At 72.4% G+C, this 20963-nt stretch carries 14 protein-coding genes; 7 read left to right on the forward strand and 7 right to left on the reverse strand.

The features are described from left to right. Window positions 1-75: 75 nt before the first annotated feature. Entirely contained in the window at window positions 76-1494 is a 1419-nt protein-coding gene (locus tag IG84_RS0132735) for a sugar porter family MFS transporter (RefSeq protein WP_031065425.1), read from the forward strand. Window positions 1495-1580: 86 nt separating this feature from the next. On the opposite strand, the gene IG84_RS0132740 is transcribed toward IG84_RS0132735, so the two are convergent. From IG84_RS0132740 to IG84_RS0132750, 3 genes are all read right to left on the reverse strand, one after another. After that, window positions 1581-2576, reverse strand: a complete 996-nt coding sequence (locus tag IG84_RS0132740) for an LLM class flavin-dependent oxidoreductase (protein ID WP_031065428.1) — start codon at window positions 2574-2576, stop codon at window positions 1581-1583. Between the two features lie 94 nt (window positions 2577-2670). Next, the gene (locus IG84_RS0132745; RefSeq protein WP_031065430.1) at window positions 2671-4134 is read right to left on the reverse strand and encodes a purine-cytosine permease family protein; all 1464 of its coding nucleotides are present in this window, start codon (window positions 4132-4134) and stop codon (window positions 2671-2673) included. Window positions 4135-4368: 234 nt separating this feature from the next. Continuing rightward, window positions 4369-5592 carry an NAD(P)/FAD-dependent oxidoreductase gene (locus IG84_RS0132750; RefSeq protein WP_078649673.1) on the reverse strand — a complete coding sequence of 408 codons (1224 nt, stop codon included), beginning with the start codon at window positions 5590-5592 and terminating at the stop codon, window positions 4369-4371. A 172-nt stretch (window positions 5593-5764) separates the two neighbouring features. On the opposite strand from IG84_RS0132750, the gene ftsY reads away from it, so the two are divergent. Next, window positions 5765-6994, forward strand: a complete 1230-nt coding sequence (gene ftsY, locus IG84_RS0132755) for a signal recognition particle-docking protein FtsY (RefSeq protein WP_031065436.1) — start codon at window positions 5765-5767, stop codon at window positions 6992-6994. A gap of 314 nt (window positions 6995-7308) precedes the next feature. Here the strand turns inward: ftsY and IG84_RS0132760 are convergent, their stop codons facing one another. Continuing rightward, window positions 7309-7986, reverse strand: a complete 678-nt coding sequence (locus IG84_RS0132760) for a bifunctional DNA primase/polymerase (RefSeq protein ID WP_031065440.1) — start codon at window positions 7984-7986, stop codon at window positions 7309-7311. A gap of 443 nt (window positions 7987-8429) precedes the next feature. On the opposite strand from IG84_RS0132760, the gene nsdA reads away from it, so the two are divergent. The 5 genes from nsdA (at window position 8430) to ffh (ending at window position 16956) form a co-directional block, all read left to right on the forward strand. Then, window positions 8430-9917, forward strand: a complete 1488-nt coding sequence (gene nsdA / locus IG84_RS0132765; protein ID WP_382467326.1) for a transcriptional repressor NsdA — start codon at window positions 8430-8432, stop codon at window positions 9915-9917. A 288-nt stretch (window positions 9918-10205) separates the two neighbouring features. Further along, window positions 10206-11639, forward strand: coding sequence for an ammonium transporter (locus IG84_RS0132770; protein WP_037801126.1), 1434 nt, complete (start codon window positions 10206-10208; stop codon window positions 11637-11639). Next, complete coding sequence (locus IG84_RS0132775) at window positions 11636-11974, forward strand: P-II family nitrogen regulator (protein WP_031065450.1); 339 nt, start codon at window positions 11636-11638, stop codon at window positions 11972-11974. The genes IG84_RS0132770 and IG84_RS0132775 overlap by 4 nt, the downstream gene beginning before the upstream one ends. A 463-nt stretch (window positions 11975-12437) precedes the next feature. Beyond that, window positions 12438-15191, forward strand: a complete 2754-nt coding sequence (locus tag IG84_RS0132780; protein ID WP_031065453.1) for a [protein-PII] uridylyltransferase — start codon at window positions 12438-12440, stop codon at window positions 15189-15191. A 205-nt stretch (window positions 15192-15396) separates the two neighbouring features. Further along, window positions 15397-16956 (forward strand): signal recognition particle protein, encoded by a 1560-nt coding sequence (gene ffh, locus IG84_RS0132785; RefSeq protein WP_031065456.1) that lies wholly within the window; start codon window positions 15397-15399, stop codon window positions 16954-16956. Between the two features lie 132 nt (window positions 16957-17088). Here the strand turns inward: ffh and IG84_RS0132790 are convergent, their stop codons facing one another. The 3 genes from IG84_RS0132790 to IG84_RS0132805 form a co-directional block, all read right to left on the reverse strand. Continuing rightward, complete coding sequence (locus IG84_RS0132790) at window positions 17089-18420, reverse strand: phosphopentomutase (RefSeq protein ID WP_078649680.1); 1332 nt, start codon at window positions 18418-18420, stop codon at window positions 17089-17091. A gap of 96 nt (window positions 18421-18516) precedes the next feature. Beyond that, a complete protein-coding gene (locus IG84_RS40250) occupies window positions 18517-19794 on the reverse strand; it encodes an alanine racemase (RefSeq protein WP_037801127.1) in 1278 nt (425 codons plus the stop codon). A gap of 2 nt (window positions 19795-19796) precedes the next feature. Beyond that, entirely contained in the window at window positions 19797-20963 is a 1167-nt protein-coding gene (locus IG84_RS0132805; protein ID WP_078649682.1) for an aminotransferase class V-fold PLP-dependent enzyme, read from the reverse strand.

Consider the following 20963-nt stretch of genomic DNA (forward strand, 5'->3'; position numbering starts at 1 on the left):
GCGCCGTGTTCACAGCCGCCACTGGAGGGCCAGCCCCCGATGCCCGGCAGCGCAGCCGGGCCACTGGAGTACACGTTGACCAGCACCGCGCAGCCGACGATGGCGGAAGGCCGCAAGGCCAAGCCCGACCACCTCGGCCATGTCATCTTCATCACCGCGGCTGCCGCGATGGGCGGCTTCCTGTTCGGTTACGACAGCTCCGTGATCAACGGTGCCGTCGAGGCCATCCGGGGCCGCTACCACGTCGGTTCCGCCGGGCTCGCCCAGGTCATCGCGATCGCCCTGATCGGCTGCGCCATCGGTGCCGCCGCCGCGGGCCGGATCGCCGACCGCATCGGCCGCATCCGCGTCATGCAGATCGCCGCGCTGCTCTTCACGGTCAGCGCCGTCGGCTCCGCCCTGCCGTTCGCCGTCTGGGACCTGGCCGTCTGGCGGGTCATCGGCGGCTTCGGCATCGGCATGGCCTCGGTCATCGGCCCCGCCTACATCGCCGAGGTCGCGCCGCCCGCGTACCGCGGCCGGCTCGGCTCCTTCCAGCAGGCCGCGATCGTCATCGGCATCGCCGTCTCGCAGCTCGTCAACTGGGGCATCCTGAACCTCGCCGACGGCAACCAGCGCGGCGAGATCGCCGGCCTGGAAGCCTGGCAGTGGATGCTCGGCGTCATGGTCGTCCCGGCCGTGCTCTACGGCCTGCTCTCCTTCGCGATCCCCGAGTCGCCCCGCTTCCTGATCAGCGTCGGCCGGCACGACAAGGCCAAGGAGGTGCTCTCCGAGGTGGAGGGCCAGGCGGTCGACCTCGACCTGCGGGTCGAGGAGATCGAGCTGGCGATGCGCAGCGAGCACAAGTCGACGTTCAAGGACCTGCTCGGCGGCAAGGCCGGCTTCCTGCCGATCGTCTGGATCGGCATCGGCCTCTCGGTCTTCCAGCAGCTCGTCGGCATCAACGTCGCGTTCTACTACTCCTCGACGCTGTGGCAGTCCGTCGGCATCGACCCGAGCAGCTCGTTCTTCTACAGCTTCACCACCTCGATCATCAACATCCTGGGCACCGTGATCGCGATGCTCTTCGTCGACCGGATCGGGCGTCGCCCGCTGGCGCTGATCGGCTCCGCCGGTATGGCGGTCGCCCTCGCGCTGGAGGCGTGGGCCTTCTCCGCGAAGACCGCGGCCGGCGCCCTGCCGGCCACCGAAGGCACCGTGGCCCTGATCGCGGCCCACTTCTTCGTGCTCTTCTTCGCCCTGTCCTGGGGCGTGGTGGTCTGGGTCTTCCTCGGCGAGATGTTCCCGAACAAGATCCGTGCCGCGGCCCTGGGCGTCGCCGCCTCGGCCCAGTGGATCGCCAACTGGGCGATCACGGCGACCTTCCCGAGCCTGTCGGAGTGGAACCTCTCCGGTACGTACGTGATCTACATGATCTTCGCCCTGCTCTCGATCCCCTTCGTGCTCAAGTACGTGAAGGAGACGAAGGGCAAGGCGTTGGAGGAGATGGGCTAACCCCCCCGCCAGCCTTTCTCCTCACCACGGATCTGCCCCGGCTCCCCGATGGAGCCGGGGCAGCCGCATGTCCGGGCCCGGCCCGCTCAGTCCTTCCGGTCCGCCAGCCGCGGCAGCACCCGCTCCGCGAAGAGATGCAGCGACCGCCAGCCCTCGTCCACCGGCATCCCGCCGCACAGCGGATGCAGGATCAACGAGTCCGACGCCGCTGCCGTTCCCGCGTACGCCACACACTCCTCCGGCGTCAGCACCCGGTACACGCCCTCCCGGCGCAGCGCCGCCACGTCCGTGGCCGCCGACCGCACAGCCGAGCGGATGCCGGCGCCCTGCCAGCCCGCGTACGTCCGCGCCTCGTACAGGAAGTGCTCCCCGTAACGCGCCCAGGCCCGGTCCGGGTCCTCCGCGACGTGCAGCAGCGCCGTACTCGCCGGCGGCTCCATCACCCACCCCTCGTGGCCGTGCTCGGCGCACTGCTGGTGGTAGTACGCGGTGAGCTCCGGCAGGTGCGCGCTGGGGAAGAACGGCAGCCCGAGCCGGGCCGCGCGCCGCGCCGCGGGGCGCGAGCCGCCGCCCACCAGAAGAAGGGGGTGCGGCTTGGTGGCCGGGCGCGGTGTGACACATACCGTGCGCCCCCGGTAGGTGAACGGCTCGCCCGTCCAGGCGCTCAGCAGCGTCTCCAGCACCTCGTCCTGGAGCGCGCCGCGCCGCCGCCAGTCCACGCCGTGCGCCGCGTACTCCTCGGGCCGGTAGCCCAGGCCCGCGACGGTCACCAGCCGGCCGCCGCCCAGGAGGTCCAGTACGGCCAGGTCCTCGGCCAGCCGCAGCGGGTCGTGCAGCGGGGTGATCAGCGCCGAGACCGTGACGGCGATCCGCCGGGTGGCGCCGAGCACGGCACCGGCGAAGGTCAGCGGCGAGGGCATCCAGCCGTTGTCGGTGGCGTGGTGCTCCTCGGTCTGCACCGTCGTGATGCCCAGGTCGTCGGCGTACTTGGCCATCGCGACGGCCGCCTGATAGCGCGCCGCCAGGCCCTTCGGGGTGGGGGCCGGATCGACCAGATTGAAGCGCAGGACCGTGACGGGCATGACAACGTCCCCTTCGCCGCTGAGGTGGCGAAGGGGACGTTAGCTGATGCTGTGTCAGTTGTGGAGGGGGCGGACGCGGCGGGCGCCCGGACGGTTAGCGCCCGGCCGGTACCGGCTCCGGCGCCGCGCCGCCTTCCGCGGCGACGTTCTCGCGCGGCGCGGGCAGCACCGCGAAGACCACGGCAGCGACGGCGATCGTGACGGCCCAGCCCAGGCCGTGCGTGCCGAGCCAGGTGCCGGCCAGCGGGCCGGTGAACCAGTCGACCTTGGTCAGGCACAGGCCGAGCGCCAGCGCGACCGTCCACGCGGTCATCGCCTGCCAGCAGAAGCCCGCCTTGTACCAGTACCGGCTGGCGCGGGAGGTGTCCATCAGCGCCTCGGCGTCGTACTTCACCGTGCGCTTGGCGCGGCGCACCATGTCGATCGCGTACACGCCGATCCAGGCCGAGAAGGAGACGCCGAGCAGTGTCAGGAAGGCGATGAACTGGCTGATGAAGCTGGTCGCGACCAGCATCATGAAGCCGCCGCCGACCAGGCTGATGAGCGCGTTGATGCTGACCGCGAGCGGCCGGGGCAGCTTGACGCCCATGGTCTGCGCGGTGAAGCCGGCCGAGTACATCGACAGGCTGTTGATCAGCAGCATGCCGACCACGGCGGTGAGCAGGTACGGGACGGCCAGCCAGGTCGGCAGGATGTCACCGAGGAAGGCGACCGGGTCGCTGGCCTTGGCCAGGTCCGGGGTCTTGGACGTCATGACCGCGCCCATGAGGACCATCGGGACCATGACCAGGCCCGCACCGGAGACGGTGGCGCCGACGATCTTCTTGCCCGAGGCCGAGCCGGGGAGGTAGCGGGTGAAGTCCGGGCCCGAGGGGACCCAGCTCAGGCCGCCGGCCGCGATGGTGCCGACGCCCGCGATCATCATCGCCGTCGTGCCGGCCTTCTGCGCGAAGACCTCGTGCCAGTCCATCTTCGCGATCAGGTAGACCAGCACCAGCACGCTGAAGATGCCGAAGAGGTACGTCGACCACTTGTTGCAGACGTTGAGGACCTTGCGGCCCATACCGCTCACCAGGAACGTGACCGCGACGAAGACGAACAGCGTGACGATGGTGAGGACCTTGTTGGCCTCGACGCCGAGGAGCAGCTTGAGGATCGTCAGCAGGGCGAACGCGCCGGTCACGGCGTTGATCGTCTCCCAGCCGAAGCGGGCGACCCACAGGATCATGCCGGGGAAGTAATTGCCGCGGACGCCGAAGGTGGCGCGCGACAGCATCAGGCCGGGCGCACCGCCCCACTTGCCGGAGACCGACAGCAGGCCGGTGAGGCCGAAGGAGACCGCCGCGGCGATCACCGCGACGACCAGCACCTGCCAGAAGTTGAGGCGGTTGAAGACCACGAGGGCGGCGCCCATGGTCAGCAGCAGCACGCTGATGTTGGCGGCGACGTAGGTCGAGAAGAGTTCGCGGACCCGTCCGTGGCGTTCGCTGTCGGGAACGGGTTCGATTCCGCGGGTCTCTACGGTTCCTTGGGTCTCGGGGGAGGCCGTGGTGTCCATGGTGCAGGTGTCTCTCGTGCGCTGGGGCAAGGGCACCCCCACAGGGGGCAGTCGGCAGCGGCGGTGATGCCTGGCTGCGGGGCGCGGTGGCCGTCGAGGACTCTACGCGCGTTGCGCGGCCATTCCCATCGTACTTTGCACCAACTTCCTCCCGTAAGGCCCGTTGGACCCTCCGACGAGTCACTCGCGTCACACTCTTCGTCGGAGGATCCAGTGGTGAGCCGTAGGCGCTGGTCAGCCGGTGGGCTCCGGCATCGGCCGGCGCTGGCCGACCCGGAAGTAGGCCCGGCGCAGGATCTCCTCGGCGTCGTCCACCGGCGGGTAGATCCAGCTCTCATTGATGGCGCGTTTGCGCGCCTTCGCGTACGCCACCGGCACCTCGCGCAGCGCCCGGTCCCAGCCGCTGGTCAGCACCGCGCCCGCGCCGCCCAGGTCGAGACAGGTGGTGTACGGATCGGTGGCGAAGGGGGCCCGGTCCAGTCCCAGGAGGTCGGCCGCGGCGTTGTGTCCCGCGAATTTCCCCTGCGGTGTCGCGTGCTGGCAGGACTGCGTCACGGTGTGGCCGTCCTCGGCGGGCGCGGCCGCGGTGTCCCCGGCCGCGTACACCTCCGGGAGCCCGCGCACCCGCAGCCAGCCGTCCACCGCCAGTCGCCCCAGCCCGTCGCGCTCGGCGGGGAGCTGCGCGGTGAGCCCGCTGGCCCGCACCCCGGCCGTCCACACGGTGGTACGGGACGGGATCGCGCTGCCGTCGGAGAGGTGGACGGCCCGCTCGTCGACGCGCTCGATCGTGACGCCGAGCCGCCGCACCACGCCCAGCTCGTCCAGTGCCCGCTCGATCACCGGCCGGGCCGCCTCGCCGAGCCCGCGCCCGACGACCGTGTCCCGCTCGACCAGAACGACCTCGACCTCGTCCGCCATCCCGCGCGGCGCGGCGACCGCCCGCAGCCGGCCGGCCAGCTCGGCCGCGGCCTCCACGCCCGTGAACCCGGCGCCGGCCACCACCACCGTGAACCGCCCGGGGCCCGCGGGCGCGTCCGGCAGCGCCTGAAGGTGCCTCTCCAGGGCGACGGCCGCGTCCCTCGTGTCGATGTCGTGCAGCAGATCGGCGCCCGGGAAGCGCGGGCGGACCAGCGCGCTGCCGGTGGCCAGCACCAGCCGCCGGTACGGGAGCTCGGAGGGCCCCTCGGGGCCGTCGGCGGTGACCACGCGGCGGGCGGTGTCGATGCCGGTCGCGGTCGCGGCGATGCGCGGGACGCCGATGGGGCCCAGCACCCGGTCGAGCGGGACCCGGTACGCGGCCGGGTCCGCCTCGTACAGCCGGGGGCGGATCGTGAGGTCGGGGTCCGGGGTGAGCAGCGCGACCGTGGGGGAGGCGTCGTGGGCGCGCAGCAGGCGGGCGGCGCCCGCGGCGGCCCACATCCCGGCGAAGCCGCCGCCCACAATCAGGATGTCCGGCATCCGGATTCTCCTTCCAGTGCCCCGCGGCTCGGTCCGCGGGGATTGAATCCGGATAGTACACATCCAGATTCGATCCTGGACAGTGCGCATCCGGATTCAGTCCGGCGGTGTGCAATCCGGAATTTGTGGCGTGCGGTTCCGCGGGCGGTGCGTGCCCGATACTGAGGGAGTTATGGAAATCGTCATCCTTGCTGTAGTCATCGCTGTGGTCGCGCTCGGCGCGATCAGCGGGCTCGTCGTCAGCAGCCGCAAGAAGAAAAAGCTGCCGCCGCCCCCGCCGACCACCCCGTCCGTCACCGCGCCGCCTGCGGAACCGCAGGTCGGTGAGGACGCCGAGACCCCTCGCGACGAAGAACGTCGCACCATCGAAGAAGTGGGCCTGCCGGACTCCGGCGCCACGCTCGTCGAGGAAGCGCCGGTCGCCGAGCCGGAGGCGCCCACCGCGCCCCCGGTCGAGGTGCCGGAGCCGACCGCCGGCCGGCTCGTCAAGCTGCGCGCCCGGCTCTCCCGCTCGCAGAACTCCCTGGGCAAGGGCCTGCTCACGCTGCTCTCCCGCGAGCACCTCGACGAGGACACCTGGGAGGAGATCGAGGACACGCTGCTCACCGCGGACGTCGGTGTGCAGCCCACGCAGGAGCTGGTCGAGCGGCTGCGCGAGCGCGTGAAGGTGCTCGGTACCCGCACCCCCGACGAGCTGCGCGGCCTGCTCCGCGAGGAGCTGCTCACCCTCATCGGCACCGAGGCCGACCGCTCCGTGCACACGGCGAACGGCCTGGGTCCGAACGGCGAGGAGATCCCCGGCGTCGTCATGGTCGTCGGTGTCAACGGCACCGGCAAGACCACCACGACCGGCAAGCTCGCCCGCGTCCTGGTCGCCGACGGCAAGTCCGTCGTCCTGGGCGCGGCCGACACCTTCCGTGCCGCCGCTGTCGACCAGCTGCAGACCTGGGGCGACCGGGTCGGCGCCCGCACCGTGCGCGGCCCCGAGGAGGGCGACCCCGCCTCGGTCGCCTTCGACTCGGTGAAGGAAGGTATCTCCGAGGGCGCGGACGTCGTACTGATCGACACCGCCGGCCGGCTGCACACCAAGACCGGCCTGATGGACGAGCTGGGCAAGGTCAAGCGGGTCGTGGAGAAGCACGGCCCGGTCGGCGAGGTACTGCTCGTCCTGGACGCCACCACCGGCCAGAACGGCCTGGTGCAGGCGCGGGTCTTCGCCGAGGTCGTGGACATCACCGGCGTCGTGCTGACCAAGCTGGACGGCACGGCCAAGGGCGGCATCATCGTCGCCGTCCAGCGCGAGCTGGGTGTGCCGGTGAAGCTGGTGGGCCTGGGCGAGGGCCCGGACGACCTGGCGCCGTTCGAGCCCGAGGCGTTCGTCGACGCGCTGATCGGCGACTGACCGGAGCGTGGACGGGTTAGCAGCCCCACCGATACGGAGACACCGAGCCCCGCCGCACACGGAGTGCGACGGGGCTCGGTGCTTGCGCCCGGCGGCCCGGCACGGGGATGACGCACCCACCGATCGGACGCGGGGCGATGGTTTTCGGGCGGCTGTGCGGCAGGGCGGGGAAGCCGGGCGGCTGAATCGGAACGGGGGCAGGGTGCGAATAGATGGATGCGGCGCGGCCGACACATCGTTTCCCCACACGGACCGCAACCATCAATTGAGCAACCCCCACGGCGCCCAGCCACCTCCGCGAAAGCGGCGCCGGTTTAGGCGCACAGACGGTGACATACGTACGCCAGCGTGCCCAGCAGCAGTTTCGCCTCCGGGGGGTGCCCCACGCCGTCCAGCGTCGGCGGTCGCAGCCAGCGCATCGGGCCCAGCCCCGCGAGGTCGCACGGCGGCGCGACGATGTGGTCGCCCGGGCCCAGTGGCCGCAGGTCCAGCGAGGCGTCGTCCCAGCCCATGCGGTACAGCAGCGTCGGCATCCCGGCGGCGGCGCCCGGCGCGACGAAGAACAGCGCGCGTCCGGTCGGGGTGGCGGCGACCGGCCCCAGGGGCAGCCCCATCCGTTCGAGGCGTACCAGGGCCGTGCGCCCCGCGGCGGCGGGTACGTCCAGGATGTCGAAGCTGCGGCCGACCGGGAGCAGTACCGAGGCGCCCGGCGTCTCCGCCCAGGCCGCCGCGGCCTTCTCCAGGGTCGCGCCGGCGGGCAGCACGTCGGCGAAGGGCAGTGGGTGGGCGCCCGGGCTGGCGCAGCGCGCCGCTCCGCACGAGCAGGCGGCCCGGCCGTCGCCGCCCCGCGCCGCGCGGGCGCCGGGCACGACGTCCCAGCCCCACAGCCCGGTGTACTCCGCCACCGCCGTGGTCTCGGCGGAGCGGACCCGCCGCCGCGCGCCATGGCGAATGTCGCGAAACTCCCGGATGCCGCCGATCGTGAAGCCCATGCCCCCTCCAACGGGTCCTACAGGTCTGTGGTTACGTGCCGGAGTGTTGCCGTGACGCTCCGTCGCCAGTCGTGGTCGTCGACGGTGTGACGTAGTGCTGTGGGTTGTGCGGCGTGACACGCGCGCCCTTGAGTGCTCCTCTCCGCCCAACCCTTCTCGACCTGTGTCAAGTCAATCGCGCTGAGCCGCGGAGGAGTTCATTCGAAGGGGTGGCGAATGGTGGCGTTTCCTGGATCGGCCTCGCGGGAGGCGTGATCGTAGGATTACTTTCGGTGCACGAACCGGGAGGGGTATCCGCCACATGGGTATGCCAAAGGCAAGCAGAGTGACCGCTTGGCGGCTTTCCGGCGGCCGGAATCCGTGGTCGGCTGGGGTCACTCCAGGACAGGCGTCGCGAAAGAGCGGCATCCTGTCGGAGGTTCGTGACAGGACGACAGATCCGGATGGGGGCGTTCGAGTTGGGCGGCAACGGCGGCACGTGCGCTGACAAGCGCCCGAACGAGCAGTTGGGTTCGTGGTTCGTGCGCAGCGGTTGGTCCAAGGGCGAGCTCGCCCGCCAGGTCAACCGCCGCGCCCGGCAGCTTGGCGCACACCACATCAGTACCGACACCTCGCGGGTCCGCCGCTGGCTGGACGGCGAGCAGCCCCGGGAGCCGATCCCCCGCATCCTGTCGGAGCTGTTCTCCGAGCGCTTCGGCTGCGTCGTCTCCATCGAGGACCTCGGCCTGCGCACCGCGCACCAGTCCCCGTCGGTCTCCGGCGTGGACCTCCCCTGGGCCGGGCCCCAGACAGTCTCCCTCATCAGCGAGTTCTCGCGCAGTGACCTCATGCTGGCGCGGCGCGGCTTCCTCGGGACCTCGCTGGCGCTGTCCGCCGGGCCCGCCCTCATCGAGCCGATGCAGCGCTGGCTGGTGCCCACGCCCGCCGGGGCCGGGGACGAGGCCGGGCCCGAGACGGGGCGCCGCCGCGGCGGCCGGCTCTCGCAGCCCGAGCTGGAGCTGCTGGAGTCCACGACCATGATGTTCCGGCAGTGGGACGCCCAGTGCGGCGGCGGACTGCGCCGCAAGGCCGTCGTCGGGCAGCTCCACGAAGTCACCGACCTGCTCCAGGAGTCGCACCCCGAAGCGGTCTCCAAGCGGCTCTTCAAGGTCGCCGCCGAGCTCGCCGAGCTGGCGGGCTGGATGAGTTACGACATCGGTCTGCAGCCCACGGCGCAGAAGTACTTCGTCCTCGCGCTGCACGCGTCCAAGGAGGCCGGCGACAAGCCGCTCGGCTCGTACATCCTCTCCAGCATGAGCCGCCAGATGATCCACCTCGGGCGCCCCGACGACGCCCTGGAGCTGATCCATCTCGCCCAGTACGGCAGCCGCGAAATGGCCACGCCGCGCACGCAGGCCATGCTGTATGCGATGGAGGCCCGCGCGTACGCCGGCATGGGCCAGCCCAGCAAGGTCAAGCGGGCCGTCCGGATGGCGGAGGACACCTTCGCCGACGTGGAGCCCGGCGCGCGGCTCGAGCCGGACTGGATCCGCTTCTTCTCCGAGGCCGAGCTGAACGCCGAGAACGCCCACTCGTACCGCGACCTCGCCTACGTAGCGGGCCGCAGCCCCACGTACGCCTCGCTGGCGCACCCGGTCATGGAGCGCGCCGTCGAGCTGTTCGGCAAGGACCCCGAGCACCAGCGCTCCTACGCCCTCAACCTCATCGGCATGGCCACGGTCCACCTGCTCCAGCGCGAGCCCGAGCAGTGCGCGGACCTGGCCCACCAGGCCATACCGTTCGCGAAGCAGGTGCGCTCGGAGCGGGTCAACACCCGGCTGCGCAAGACCGTGGACACCGCGGCCCGGTCCTTCTCCGAGGTCGCCGAGGTGATCCAGTTGACCGAGGAGCTGCAGCACCACCTGCCGGAGACGGCCGCGGAGGCGGTCTAGCAGGCGGCCGGTCAGCGCACCGGCCCCGAAAACCCCGGCCGCGATCACACCCCGTACAGCCCGACTCGGCTCCCCCATCGCCAGGTCTGAGGGCAAGTGATCGCGGCCGGTCCGGGGTTTCCGTGGCCCCCACAGGCGTTCATCCGCGCGTAACACCGCCGTCGCCTTCGTCACTACCGCGAAACACCGGGGCGCTTCGCCGGAAACGGCGCTGAGTCAACCTCGTGGCGAAAGCCGGCCCATCAGCACCACACCCGCACGGGCCGCATCGACGACGAGGAGACGCCGATGCCCCCAGGCATCCTGACGCTCGCAGCAGACAAGGTAGAGCTGAGCCCTGCCAACACCGGGTTCATGCTGATCGCCACCGCCCTGGTGATGGTGATGACCCCCGCGCTCGCGTTCTTCTACGGCGGCATGGTCCGCGTGAAGAGCGTCCTGAACATGCTGATGATGAGTTTCATCAGCCTCGGCCTGGTGACCGTCCTGTGGGTGCTGTACGGCTTCAGCCTCGCCTTCGGCACCGATCACGGCTCGCTCATCGGCTGGACCGGTGACTACGTCGGCCTCAGCGGCATCGGCCTCACCGAGCTCTGGGACGGCTACACCGTCCCGGTCTACGTCTTCGCGGCCTTTCAGCTCATGTTCGCGATCCTCACCCCCGCGCTGATCAGCGGCGCCCTCGCGGACCGCGTGAAGTTCTCCGCCTGGGCCCTCTTCATCGTCCTGTGGGTGACGGTCGTGTACTTCCCCGTCGCCCACTGGGTGTGGGGCGCCGGCGGCTGGCTCTTCGAGCTCGGCGTGATCGACTTCGCGGGCGGTACGGCCGTCCACATCAACGCCGGCGCCGCGGCGCTGGGCGTCATCTTCGTCGTCGGCAAGCGGATCGGCTTCAAGAAGGACCCGATGCGGCCGCACAGCCTGCCGCTGGTCATGCTCGGCGCGGGCCTGCTGTGGTTCGGCTGGTTCGGCTTCAACGCCGGCTCCTGGCTCGGCAACGACGACGGCGTGGGCGCGGTCGCCTTCCTGAACACCCAGGTCGCCACGGGCGCGGCGATGCTCGGCTGGCTGGCGTACGAGAAGATCCGGCACGGCTCGTTCACGACCCTGGGTGCCGCCTCCGGCGCCGTGGCCGGTCTGGTCGCCATCACCCCGGCCTGCGGCTCGGTCAGCCCCCTCGGCTCCATCGCGATCGGCATCATCGCCGGCGTCCTGTGCGCCATGGCCGTCGGCCTGAAGTACAAGTTCGGTTACGACGACTCCCTCGACGTCGTCGGCGTCCACCTGGTCGGCGGTGTCGTCGGCTCGCTCCTCATCGGCTTCTTCGCCACCGGCGGCGTGCAGAGCGACGCCAAGGGCCTCTTCTACGGCGGCGGCCTGGCCCAGCTCGGCAAGCAGTCCGTCGGCGTGGTCTGCGTCCTGCTCTACTCCCTCGTGATCAGCTTCATCCTTGCCAAGGTCGTCGACCTGGTGATGGGCTTCCGGGTCAGCGAGGACGAGGAGCTGGCGGGCGTGGACCAGGCCGCCCACGCGGAGACGGCGTACGACTACGGCGGCACCGGTGGCGGCTCGGCCCTGACCCGTACGGCGGCGCCGGCCCCGGGTTCCGGTGACACTCCGGCTCACGGGGGCGCGGAAGGCACGGATACGGCCTCGCAGGCAGGATCATCGGCTCAGGCCCAGGGCGGGACTCCGGGCAAGGCGAAGAAGGTGGACGCGTGAAGCTCATCACGGCAGTAATCAAGCCGCACCGGCTGGACGAGGTGAAGGAGGCCCTGCAGTCATTCGGCGTGCACGGCCTGACCGTCACCGAGGCCAGCGGATACGGCCGGCAGCGCGGCCACACGGAGGTGTACCGCGGCGCCGAGTACACCGTGGACCTCGTCCCCAAGATCCGTATCGAGGTCCTGGTCGAGGACGCCGACGCCGAACAACTGGTCGAGGTCGTCGTCAAGGCCGCCCGCACCGGCAAGATCGGCGACGGCAAGGTCTGGAGCGTCCCGGTCGACGAGGCGGTCCGCGTCCGCACGGGCGAACGGGGCCCGGACGCGCTCTGAGCGCGAGCCACGTGAGGCGCGCGCCGGCCGGTGCGGCCTCGGCCGGGTGCTGAACGGCCGGTTCGCTTCCTGGAGGCGGTGCCCCCCTCGCCGGTTGGGCGAGGGGGGCGGGGCGTTCGGTGGGGCGGGTCGGCCCCTCGGGTGCGGTCCGTCCGGGACGTCTCCCTCCGGGGGTGATCCGTCGAGGGCGTCCCGGCGGGCCGGCTCCGGCGGTGCCGGGGCCCCTGGGGCCGTGCCGGTCCACTCGGCCCCGCCCGGCGGTACTCCCGGCTCGTCCGGCGTTCGAGGACACCTTTGCGGGGTCCGGGGCTGCTGCCCCGGTTTCGGGAAGGGGTGGGTCCGGGGCACCCCACCCCACGGCACCGGAGCCCACCGGCCACCACCGGCGCCGGCCGGACAACGCATCACACGCCGCAACCCCCGGCAGCCGATGCCACACCAGAACGAACAAGGAGCGCGCGAGGTGACCGACAGCGTCGAGGAGACAGCAGGCGTCGACCGGACGACCGGCACCGGCACGAACACGGCCGCAGCCGGAACCCCGGGCGGACCCGGCACGGACCACCCCACCGCCGCCCCCGACTACCCCGCCGCCCGCCTGCACCTCCTCCAGGACGAGACCATCACCGGCCCCGACCGCCGCGCGGCTCTCGCCCGCCTCACCGACCGCTGGCTGGCCGGACTCTTCGAGCGCGCTGCCGCCCAGAGCGGCGTGACCGGCGCGGCGCTCGTCGCCGTGGGCGGCTACGGCCGCGGCGAGCTCTCTCCCCGCAGCGACCTCGACCTGCTCCTCCTGCACGACGGCAAGGCATCGCCCCAAGAGGTCGCGGCCCTCGCCGACCACCTCTGGTATCCGCTCTGGGACCTCGGTCTGGACCTGGACCACTCCGTCCGCACGCTCGCCGAGGCCCGCCGCACCGCTCGCGACGACCTCAAGGCCCAGCTCGGCCTGCTCGACGCCCGCCACCTCGCCGGCACCCCCGACCTCACCACCGCCCTGCGCACCGCGAGCTTCGCCGACTGGCGCGAGGCCGCCCCCAAGCGCCTCCCGGAGCTCAACGCGCTCTGCCTGGACCGGGCCGACCGGCAGGGCGAGCTGCAGTACCTCCTCGAGCCCGACCTGAAGGAGGCCAGAGGCGGTCTGCGCGACGTCACCGCCCTGCGCGCGGTGGCCGCCTCCTGGCTCGCCGACGCCCCCCGGGCCGGCCTGGAGGCCGCCCGCGGCCGCCTGCTGGACGTACGCGACGCCCTCCACCTGGTCACCGGCCGGGCCACCGACCGGCTCGCGCTCCAGGAGCAGGACCAGGTCGCGGCGGCCCTCGGCCTCCTCGACGCGGACACCCTGCTGCGTCAGGTGTACGAGTCGGCGCGCACGATCTCGTACGCCGGCGACGTCACCTGGCGTGAGGTCGGCCGCGTGCTGCGCGCCCGCTCCGTGCGGCCCTCGCTGCGCGGGCTGATGAGCGGCAGAAGCGGGCGGACGGCGGGCAAGGGCGAGCGGTCGCCGCTGGCCGAGGGCGTCGTGGAGCACGACGGCGAGGTCGTACTGGCCCGCACGACCCGCCCCGAACGCGACGCCGTGCTGCCGCTGCGCGCCGCGGCAGCCGCCGCCCAGGCGGGCCTGGCGCTGTCCCCGCACGCCGTGCGCCGGCTGGCCGCGGCGGCCCGCCCGCTGCCTGTGCCGTGGCCCGCCGAGGCCCGCGAGGAGCTGCTGACCCTGCTGGGCGCCGGCGCCCACACCGTGCCCGTATGGGAGGCGCTGGAGGCCGAGGGGATCATCACGCGGCTGCTGCCGGACTGGGAGCGCGTGCGCTGCCGCCCGCAGCGCAACGCCGTGCACCGCTGGACCGTCGACCGGCACCTCGTCGAGACCGCCGTACGGGCGTCCGCCCTGACCCGCCGCGTCCACCGCCCCGACCTGCTCCTCATGGCAGCCCTCCTGCACGACATCGGCAAGGGCTGGCCCGGCGACCACTCGGTGTCCGGGGAGACCATCGCCCGCGATGTGGCCGCCCGGCTCGGCTTCGACGCCAAGGACACGGACGTCATCGCCACCCTCGTACGCCATCACCTCCTCCTCGTCGAGACCGCCACCCGCCGCGACCTGGACGACCCGGCCACGGTCGCCGCGGTCGCCCAGGTGGTCCGCTCGGCCGGCACGCTGGAGCTGCTGCACGCCCTCACCGAGGCCGACGCGCTGGCCACCGGGCCGGCCGCCTGGAGCCGCTGGCGCGAGGGGCTGGTCGCCGACCTGGTCCGACGGGTCGGCGGACTGCTGGCGGGCGAGCCCGACGCGACGACGCCCACCCCGTGGGAGCCCACAGCGGAACAGGAACGCCTCGCTATCGAGGCGTGGCGCACGGGCGAACCGGTCCTGGCCCTGCACACCCGGGCCGAGCCGCCCGTGGAGGCGCCGGAGCCATCGCCGAGCGGCACCGCCCCCCGGCCGGCCCTCGGGAACGCGCCGGCCCGCACCCCGGGCCCCACAGGCCGCCCGGATCCGCTCGAGCACCCGGAATCCGCTGGCCCGCAGGAGGCCGCCGGGTCCCAGGAGCCGGTCGGCGTCGAACTCCTCATCGCCGTACCGGACCGCCCGGGAGTGCTCCCCGCCACCGCCGGCGTACTCGCCGTGCACCGCCTCACCGTCCGCGCCGCCGACCTCCGCGTCATGCCCCTGCCGGAGGAGCTGTCCGGAACGGCCGACCAGGAGAGGGACGGCGGGACGGACACGCGGTCCGAAGCCGAGCCCCGGCACGTAACGGGCACGGGCTCCGCAGCCGCCCGCCGCCCGATGCTCCTCCTGAGCTGGCGGGTGGCGGCCGAGTACGGATCGCTGCCGCAAGCGGTCCGGCTGCGCGCCGACCTCGTACGGGCGCTGGACGGCACGCTCGACATCCCGGCCCGCCTCGCCGAACGCGAACGCGCCTACGCACGGCGCTCGCGCCGGCTCCAGGCGCCGCCGCCCCGGGTGACGGTGGCACCCGGCGGTTCCCGCTCCGCCACCGTCATCGAGGTACGCGCTCAGGACGCACAGGGCCTGCTGTACCGGATCGGCCGCGCCCTGGAGGACGCGGGCGTCACGGTCCGCAGCGCCCACGTCAGTACCCTCGGCGCCAACGCGGTGGACGCCTTCTACGTCACGGACCCCGACGGCTCCCCGCTCCCGCCCGACACCGCGACGGAAGTGGCCGAGGCCGTCGAGCGAGCCCTGAAGTGACCCGCGGCACCGCAGCCACCACACAGGACCACCGGGCGCTCCCGGCGCTCGCGGGCGGCCGGGAGGAGCGTCGTTCTGCGCCCGGCGCACGCGGTGAGCCCGCTCCTCTCCGTCTCTTCGGGTAGGCCCGGACGTTCTGTACCGTGGGGCGGATACTCTAGAAGCCGATTGACTCCACCCCCGACCCCGAGGATCGACGACCGCCGTGTTCGATACGCTTTCCGACCGCCTGGCGAGTACTTTCAAAAATCTCCGGGGCAAGGGGCGCCTTTCCGAGGCGGACATCGACGCCACCGCGCGCGAGATCCGTATCGCCCTGCTCGAAGCGGACGTCGCGCTGCCCGTCGTCCGCGCCTTCATCAAGCAGGTCAAGGAGCGGGCGCTCGGCTCCGAGGTCTCCCAGGCGCTGAACCCCGCCCAGCAGGTCATCAAGATCGTCAACGAGGAGCTCATCGGCATCCTCGGCGGCGAGACCCGTCGCCTCCGCTTCGCCAAGCAGCCGCCGACGGTCATCATGCTCGCCGGCCTCCAGGGCGCCGGTAAGACCACCCTGGCCGGCAAGCTGGGCCGCTGGCTCAAGGCGCAGGGCCACACCCCGATGCTGGTCGCCTGCGACCTCCAGCGCCCGAACGCCGTGAACCAGCTCTCCGTCGTCGCCGAGCGCGCCGGCGTGGCGATCTTCGCCCCCGAGCCGGGCAACGGCGTCGGCGACCCGGTCAAGGTCGCGCAGGACTCCATCGAGTACGCCCGCGACAAGCAGCACGACGTCGTGATCGTCGACACCGCCGGCCGCCTGGGCATCGACCAGGAGCTGATGCAGCAGGCCGCGGACATCCGTGACGCGGTCAAGCCGGACGAGGTCCTCTTCGTCGTCGACGCCATGATCGGCCAGGACGCGGTCAACACCGCCGAGGCGTTCCGCGACGGCGTCGGCTTCGACGGCGTGGTGCTCTCCAAGCTCGACGGCGACGCCCGCGGTGGTGCCGCGCTCTCCATCGCGCATGTCACCGGCAAGCAGATCATGTTCGCCTCCAACGGCGAGAAGCTGGACGACTTCGACGCGTTCCACCCGGACCGCATGGCGTCCCGCATCCTGGGGATGGGCGACATGCTGTCGCTCATCGAGAAGGCCGAGCAGACCTTCAGCCAGGCCGAGGCCGAGAAGATGGCGGCCAAGCTGCAGAAGGGCCCGAAGGAGTTCACGCTCGACGACTTCCTGGCCCAGATGGAGCAGGTCCGCAAGATGGGCTCCATCTCCAAGCTGCTCGGCATGCTGCCCGGCATGGCGCAGATGAAGGACCAGATCAACAATCTGGACGAGCGGGACGTGGACCGCACCGCCGCGATCATCAAGTCGATGACCCCGGGCGAGCGCCAGGACCCGACCATCATCAACGGCTCGCGCCGCGCCCGTATCGCGCGCGGTTCGGGTGTCGACGTCAGCGCTGTGAAGAGCCTGGTCGAGCGCTTCTTCGACGCCCGGAAGATGATGTCGAAGATGGCCCAGGGCGGCGGCATGCCGGGGATGCCGGGCATGCCCGGGATGCCGGGCATGGGCGGCGGCGCCAAGAAGAAGAAGCAGCAGAAGAAGGCCAAGGGCAAGCAGCGCAGCGGCAACCCCATGAAGCGCAAGGCCGAGGAGGAGGCCGCCGCGGCCCGCCGTGAGGCGGCCCAGAACGGCAACCCGCTCGGCCTTCCGCAGGGCGGCCAGGACGCCCCGCAGAACTTCGAACTCCCCGAGGAGTTCAAGAAGTTCATGGGCTGACGCGCGACCGCCGGTCGCCTTCCGCCTCTACGGCCCCGCCCGGACCTCTCCGGTCGGGGCCGCACGCGTGTCCCGTCCGGCCGTGCTCGTACGAGTGCGAGGGCACGTGTACGTGTCCGGCCCCTGCCCCCGTCAGCGCGTGCAGCTCTCGGGGCCCGCGGCCTCCGTGGCACAGACGAGGTGCGCGGGGTGGGCGGGCTCTGCGCCGCGTATAGGACACTCCAGGGGAAGTGGAGTGCCGCTCGCGAGGCCGGCCGGGCTCAGGCCCAGTGCGACGGCCGCGGTGGCGCCCACATCGGCCAGCGACGCGGCGTCCGGCAGACGCTCGGCGGCGGCAGCACCGGGACGGTGGATCAGCACCGGCACGAACTCCCTGGTGTGGAAGGCGTGCCCGATCGTCGGGTCGTTGCCGTGATCGCCGGTGACGATCAGACGGTCCCCGGGCGCCGTGAGCAGCGGCAGCAGCGCCGCGATCCCCGTGTCCACCCGCCGCAGCACGGCCGCGTACCGCTCCGGATCCTGCTCGTGCCCGGCCAGATCGGTCTCCTGCACATTGCTGACCACCAGCAGCGATCCTTCCGGCCCCGCGCCCTCGCTCCGCCCGGCCATCCGCACCGCGTCCAGCGTGTGCCCCAGCACCTCTGCGGTGTCCACCGCCGGCCGGCGCACCGCCGCCTCGCAGGCGAGGATGTCGGCCGCCTTGCCGACGAGCGTGACGGGCACGCCCGCCCGGGCGGCGGCCTCGGGCAACTGCCGGGTGTGGTCCAGCGGTGCGCCCAGATGCTGCACCTCCAGCCCGCCGTTGCGGTAGAAGCCGCTGGCCGGGGTGTCCAGCCCGACCGTGCCGGCATCCCCGTGACGTACGAACCCGGGCAGCGGCCCGTCGGCGTGGCCGCCCACCGCGATCACCCGGGCGACCGGCGCGACCGATCGGACCACCCGCGCCACTGCCAGTACCTGTGCGAACGGCGTCTCATCCAGCCGTGCCGAGGCGTTCCAGTTGATACCCGGATCGGCCTCCAGGTTGTCGTGCACCAGCACCCGCCCGTCGACCATCAGCAGCGGCTTGCCGTTGAGCGGTTCCGTACGGTGCCCGGCCGCCCGCAGCGTAGCGGTCACCTCCTGGAGGTGCTCGGCGAGCCGGGCCACCGTCACCCGGCTGAAGTCGGCGCCCATCATCGTCTGGTGCCCCGCGTATGTGTCCGCGCCCCGATAGCCCAGCGCCGCCCGGCCGGCCGCTACCGGCAGCGAGGGGCGCGGCGCGAGATCCGGATGCGGATGCACGGAGCCCAGCCCGAGCGCGCCGAGCGCGGGCAGCTCCAGGGGGCGGTCGGTCGTCGCACGGTGGTGGTCGAGGAGGTGGCCGAGGGTGTCGGCCCGCACGTCGCCGGGGCGCAGCGCTCCGGCATCGGGCATCGCGCCGATGCCGAAGCCGTCGACGACGAGGATGACGATCTTGCTCATGGCGGTTCCTGGCGTCCGGGTCGGATGAAGCAGGTACGGATGACGGAGGGAACGACGGGGGAGCGGAGGCCGCCTGCCGGGCGGCGCGGTGGCTGATCAATAGGGCCTCCCGAGCGGGTCGTAGAGACCGCTGAGCTTCGGCGCCCCCGAGGACAGTCCGGAGACGACGGCCACGCTGCTGCGGGTGACGAAGATCTGGGTGCGGAAGGCCAGCACGGCGGTATCACCCACCCGCGCGTCCCCGGGAGCGAGCAGCCGGTAGTAGTCGATGTTCGCGGCGGGTGCGTCCTCGACCCGCAACCGCGCCCCGGTACGCGGGATCAGCGCCTCCCTGGCGCCGCCGCGGGGGTAGAACCCGCCGCCGTACAACGCGGGCCGGCCGTCGGCGAGCGTATGGGCGACCTCGCTCACGTACACATACGCGGGCCGCTCCGGCTGCGCGTGGTCCACGGCGTGCAGCGGGGTGGTGCCGGTGAGGGCGTGGCCCGGCTCCCCGTGCGTCGCGCCCAGCCGCGCCAGCAGCGGCAGCGTGGCCATCGATGTGGCGCTCGGCGCGCTCAGCTTGAGGTCCGTGTAACCACGGGCGGCGAGCCGCTCCACGGCGGCACGGGCCAGCGCGAAGTTGGGCGTCGGCCGTGGCTCACCCGTATCCGGATCGCACCGCACACACGGGAACGCCGTGACACCGGCCACCCGGACCCCCGGCAGCCGCTCGGCCTCCGCGACAAACGCGTCCAGACCGTCCGGCCCGTCCAGACCGTCCGGCCCGGCCGGCCCGGTTCGGTCGCCGCCCGAACCGCCGGCGGAACCGTGCCGACTACCCGCGCCGTCCGGGCCATTCGCACGGTCCGGGCCGTCGGCACCACCGTCGAGCCGTACTCCGCCCTCCTGTCCCGGGTAGACCGCACCGGCCGCGCCCTCCAGCCGGACCAGTACGTCCTGGACGAATCCGAGCCGGGTGGCGGCGTCCGAGACGGCTCGGGCGTTCGCCAGGTCGTAGACGGTGACGGTCTCCGGACGCCAGGCGAGCATCTCGGGCAGCGCACGGGCCGGGATCTGGACGAGGTGGCCGAGGTTGCCGGCCTGCGCGCCCGCGGCGTGCAGGATGCGGGCCTCGGGGGGATCGATGGCCGCGAACCGCGGGATGTGCCGCGCGATGGCCTCGATCAGCTCCGGATTGCGGCCGATCTGCTTGACCACGAACCACAGTGACAGACCGAGCCGGTCCGCCTCCCGGGCCAGCAGTTCCGCATTGGACTCGATGGCGTCCAGGTCCATGACGTACGTGTCCGGCGGGATGGCCCCGGAGTCGTGCAACTCGGCCGCGAAGGCGACCAGTTCCGGGTTGCGGTGGAGGACGGCGTCGAGGAACACGGTCAGTCCCCTGTCTCACGAAGGTCGCGCAGCGATCGGCGCAAGATGTCGAGCACGAGATCCGCGCCGGCGCGCATGGGATTGATCCGCACGGTCCACTCCGCGAGCTCCGGCACGTCCTCCAGGGACGAGCTCGACATGCGGTAGAACAACGGCGCGATCTCATAACGGGAGTTGGAGCCGACGGGATAGGGCGCAGCCCCGTACCGCGCGGCCGCGGTGGGCAGTTCGCGAGCCACCGGCCGGTCCAGCCGCACCAGCAGACAGCGGTCCTGGGCATTGGCGATACGGACCTCGGCGACGCCCGGGACCTCACCCGTCGTCAGCCGTTCGGCCACCTCCGCGCCCACCGCCGACTGCAGCGACCACATCACCGGTACGTGGGTGAGCGCGCGCAACGCGTCGAGCGCCTGGTGCCCCTGGACCTGACCGCCTCCCGAGTAGTTGTCCGCGTGCACGCGCGACACCAGGTCGGCCGAGCCCACCACCGCCCCGACGCCCTCCGGACCGTGCAGCTTGAAGAGCGAGAAGCAGGAGGCGTCGGCGCCCAGCTCGACCCCGCTCTCCGGGACGCGCATGACCGCGTAGTTGTCGTCGACGACGGTGCGCACCCCGGCCGCGCGGCACGCCGCCAGCACCTCACCGGGATCGTAGGAGTCGGCCAGCCGCTGCCGCGTGTGCTGCACGTACGCCCAGGAGAACCGCCCGCCGTCCAGCGCCTCCGCCAGCGCCGCACGGTCGTTGAAGTCCACCTCCGTCACCGCCACGCCCAGGCCGCGCAGGGTGACGGCGGTGGTGCGGTAGACCGGTGCGCGGTGGAGGAGGAGCGGATCACCCGCGCCGAGCACCGCGGAGAGCGCGGCGCGGATCGCGCCGGTACCCGCTCCTTGGACCAGGGCGGCGTCCTCGGCCCCGAAGAAGTCGGCGAGTACGGCCTCCACCCGCGCGGTCGTGCGCGGCCGGCCGAGCCCGGGTACGACCCCGGCGTCCGCCGCGAAGAGCTGCTCTCCTTCGAAGTGCCGCGCAACGCACTCCAGCAGCCGGTGCTGCCGCGCGACGGCGTCCGCCAGCGGCACGGTCGGCAAGGGGAAGGTCTCCGGCAACGAGGCCGCTTCGGATCCGAGTCCGGCCCCCGGCCGCTGCCCAGCGGGCCGTTCCTGTACGGGCAT

The organism is Streptomyces ochraceiscleroticus, assembly GCF_000720485.1.
Taxonomy (GTDB): Bacteria; Actinomycetota; Actinomycetes; order Streptomycetales; family Streptomycetaceae; genus Streptomyces; species Streptomyces ochraceiscleroticus.

Coding starts and splice junctions, on each gene's coding strand:
- IG84_RS0132740 (WP_031065428.1), bottom strand. CDS start 2,576: ATGCCCGTCACGGTCCTGCGCTTCAATCTGGTCGATCCGGCCCCCACC.
- ftsY (WP_031065436.1), top strand. CDS start 5,765: ATGGAAATCGTCATCCTTGCTGTAGTCATCGCTGTGGTCGCGCTCGGC.
- IG84_RS0132790 (WP_078649680.1), bottom strand. CDS start 18,420: ATGAGCAAGATCGTCATCCTCGTCGTCGACGGCTTCGGCATCGGCGCG.
- nsdA (WP_382467326.1), top strand. CDS start 8,430: ATGGGGGCGTTCGAGTTGGGCGGCAACGGCGGCACGTGCGCTGACAAG.
- IG84_RS0132805 (WP_078649682.1), bottom strand. CDS start 20,963: ATGCCCGTACAGGAACGGCCCGCTGGGCAGCGGCCGGGGGCCGGACTC.
- IG84_RS0132770 (WP_037801126.1), top strand. CDS start 10,206: ATGCCCCCAGGCATCCTGACGCTCGCAGCAGACAAGGTAGAGCTGAGC.
- IG84_RS0132745 (WP_031065430.1), bottom strand. CDS start 4,134: ATGGACACCACGGCCTCCCCCGAGACCCAAGGAACCGTAGAGACCCGC.
- IG84_RS0132760 (WP_031065440.1), bottom strand. CDS start 7,986: ATGGGCTTCACGATCGGCGGCATCCGGGAGTTTCGCGACATTCGCCAT.
- IG84_RS0132750 (WP_078649673.1), bottom strand. CDS start 5,592: ATGCCGGACATCCTGATTGTGGGCGGCGGCTTCGCCGGGATGTGGGCC.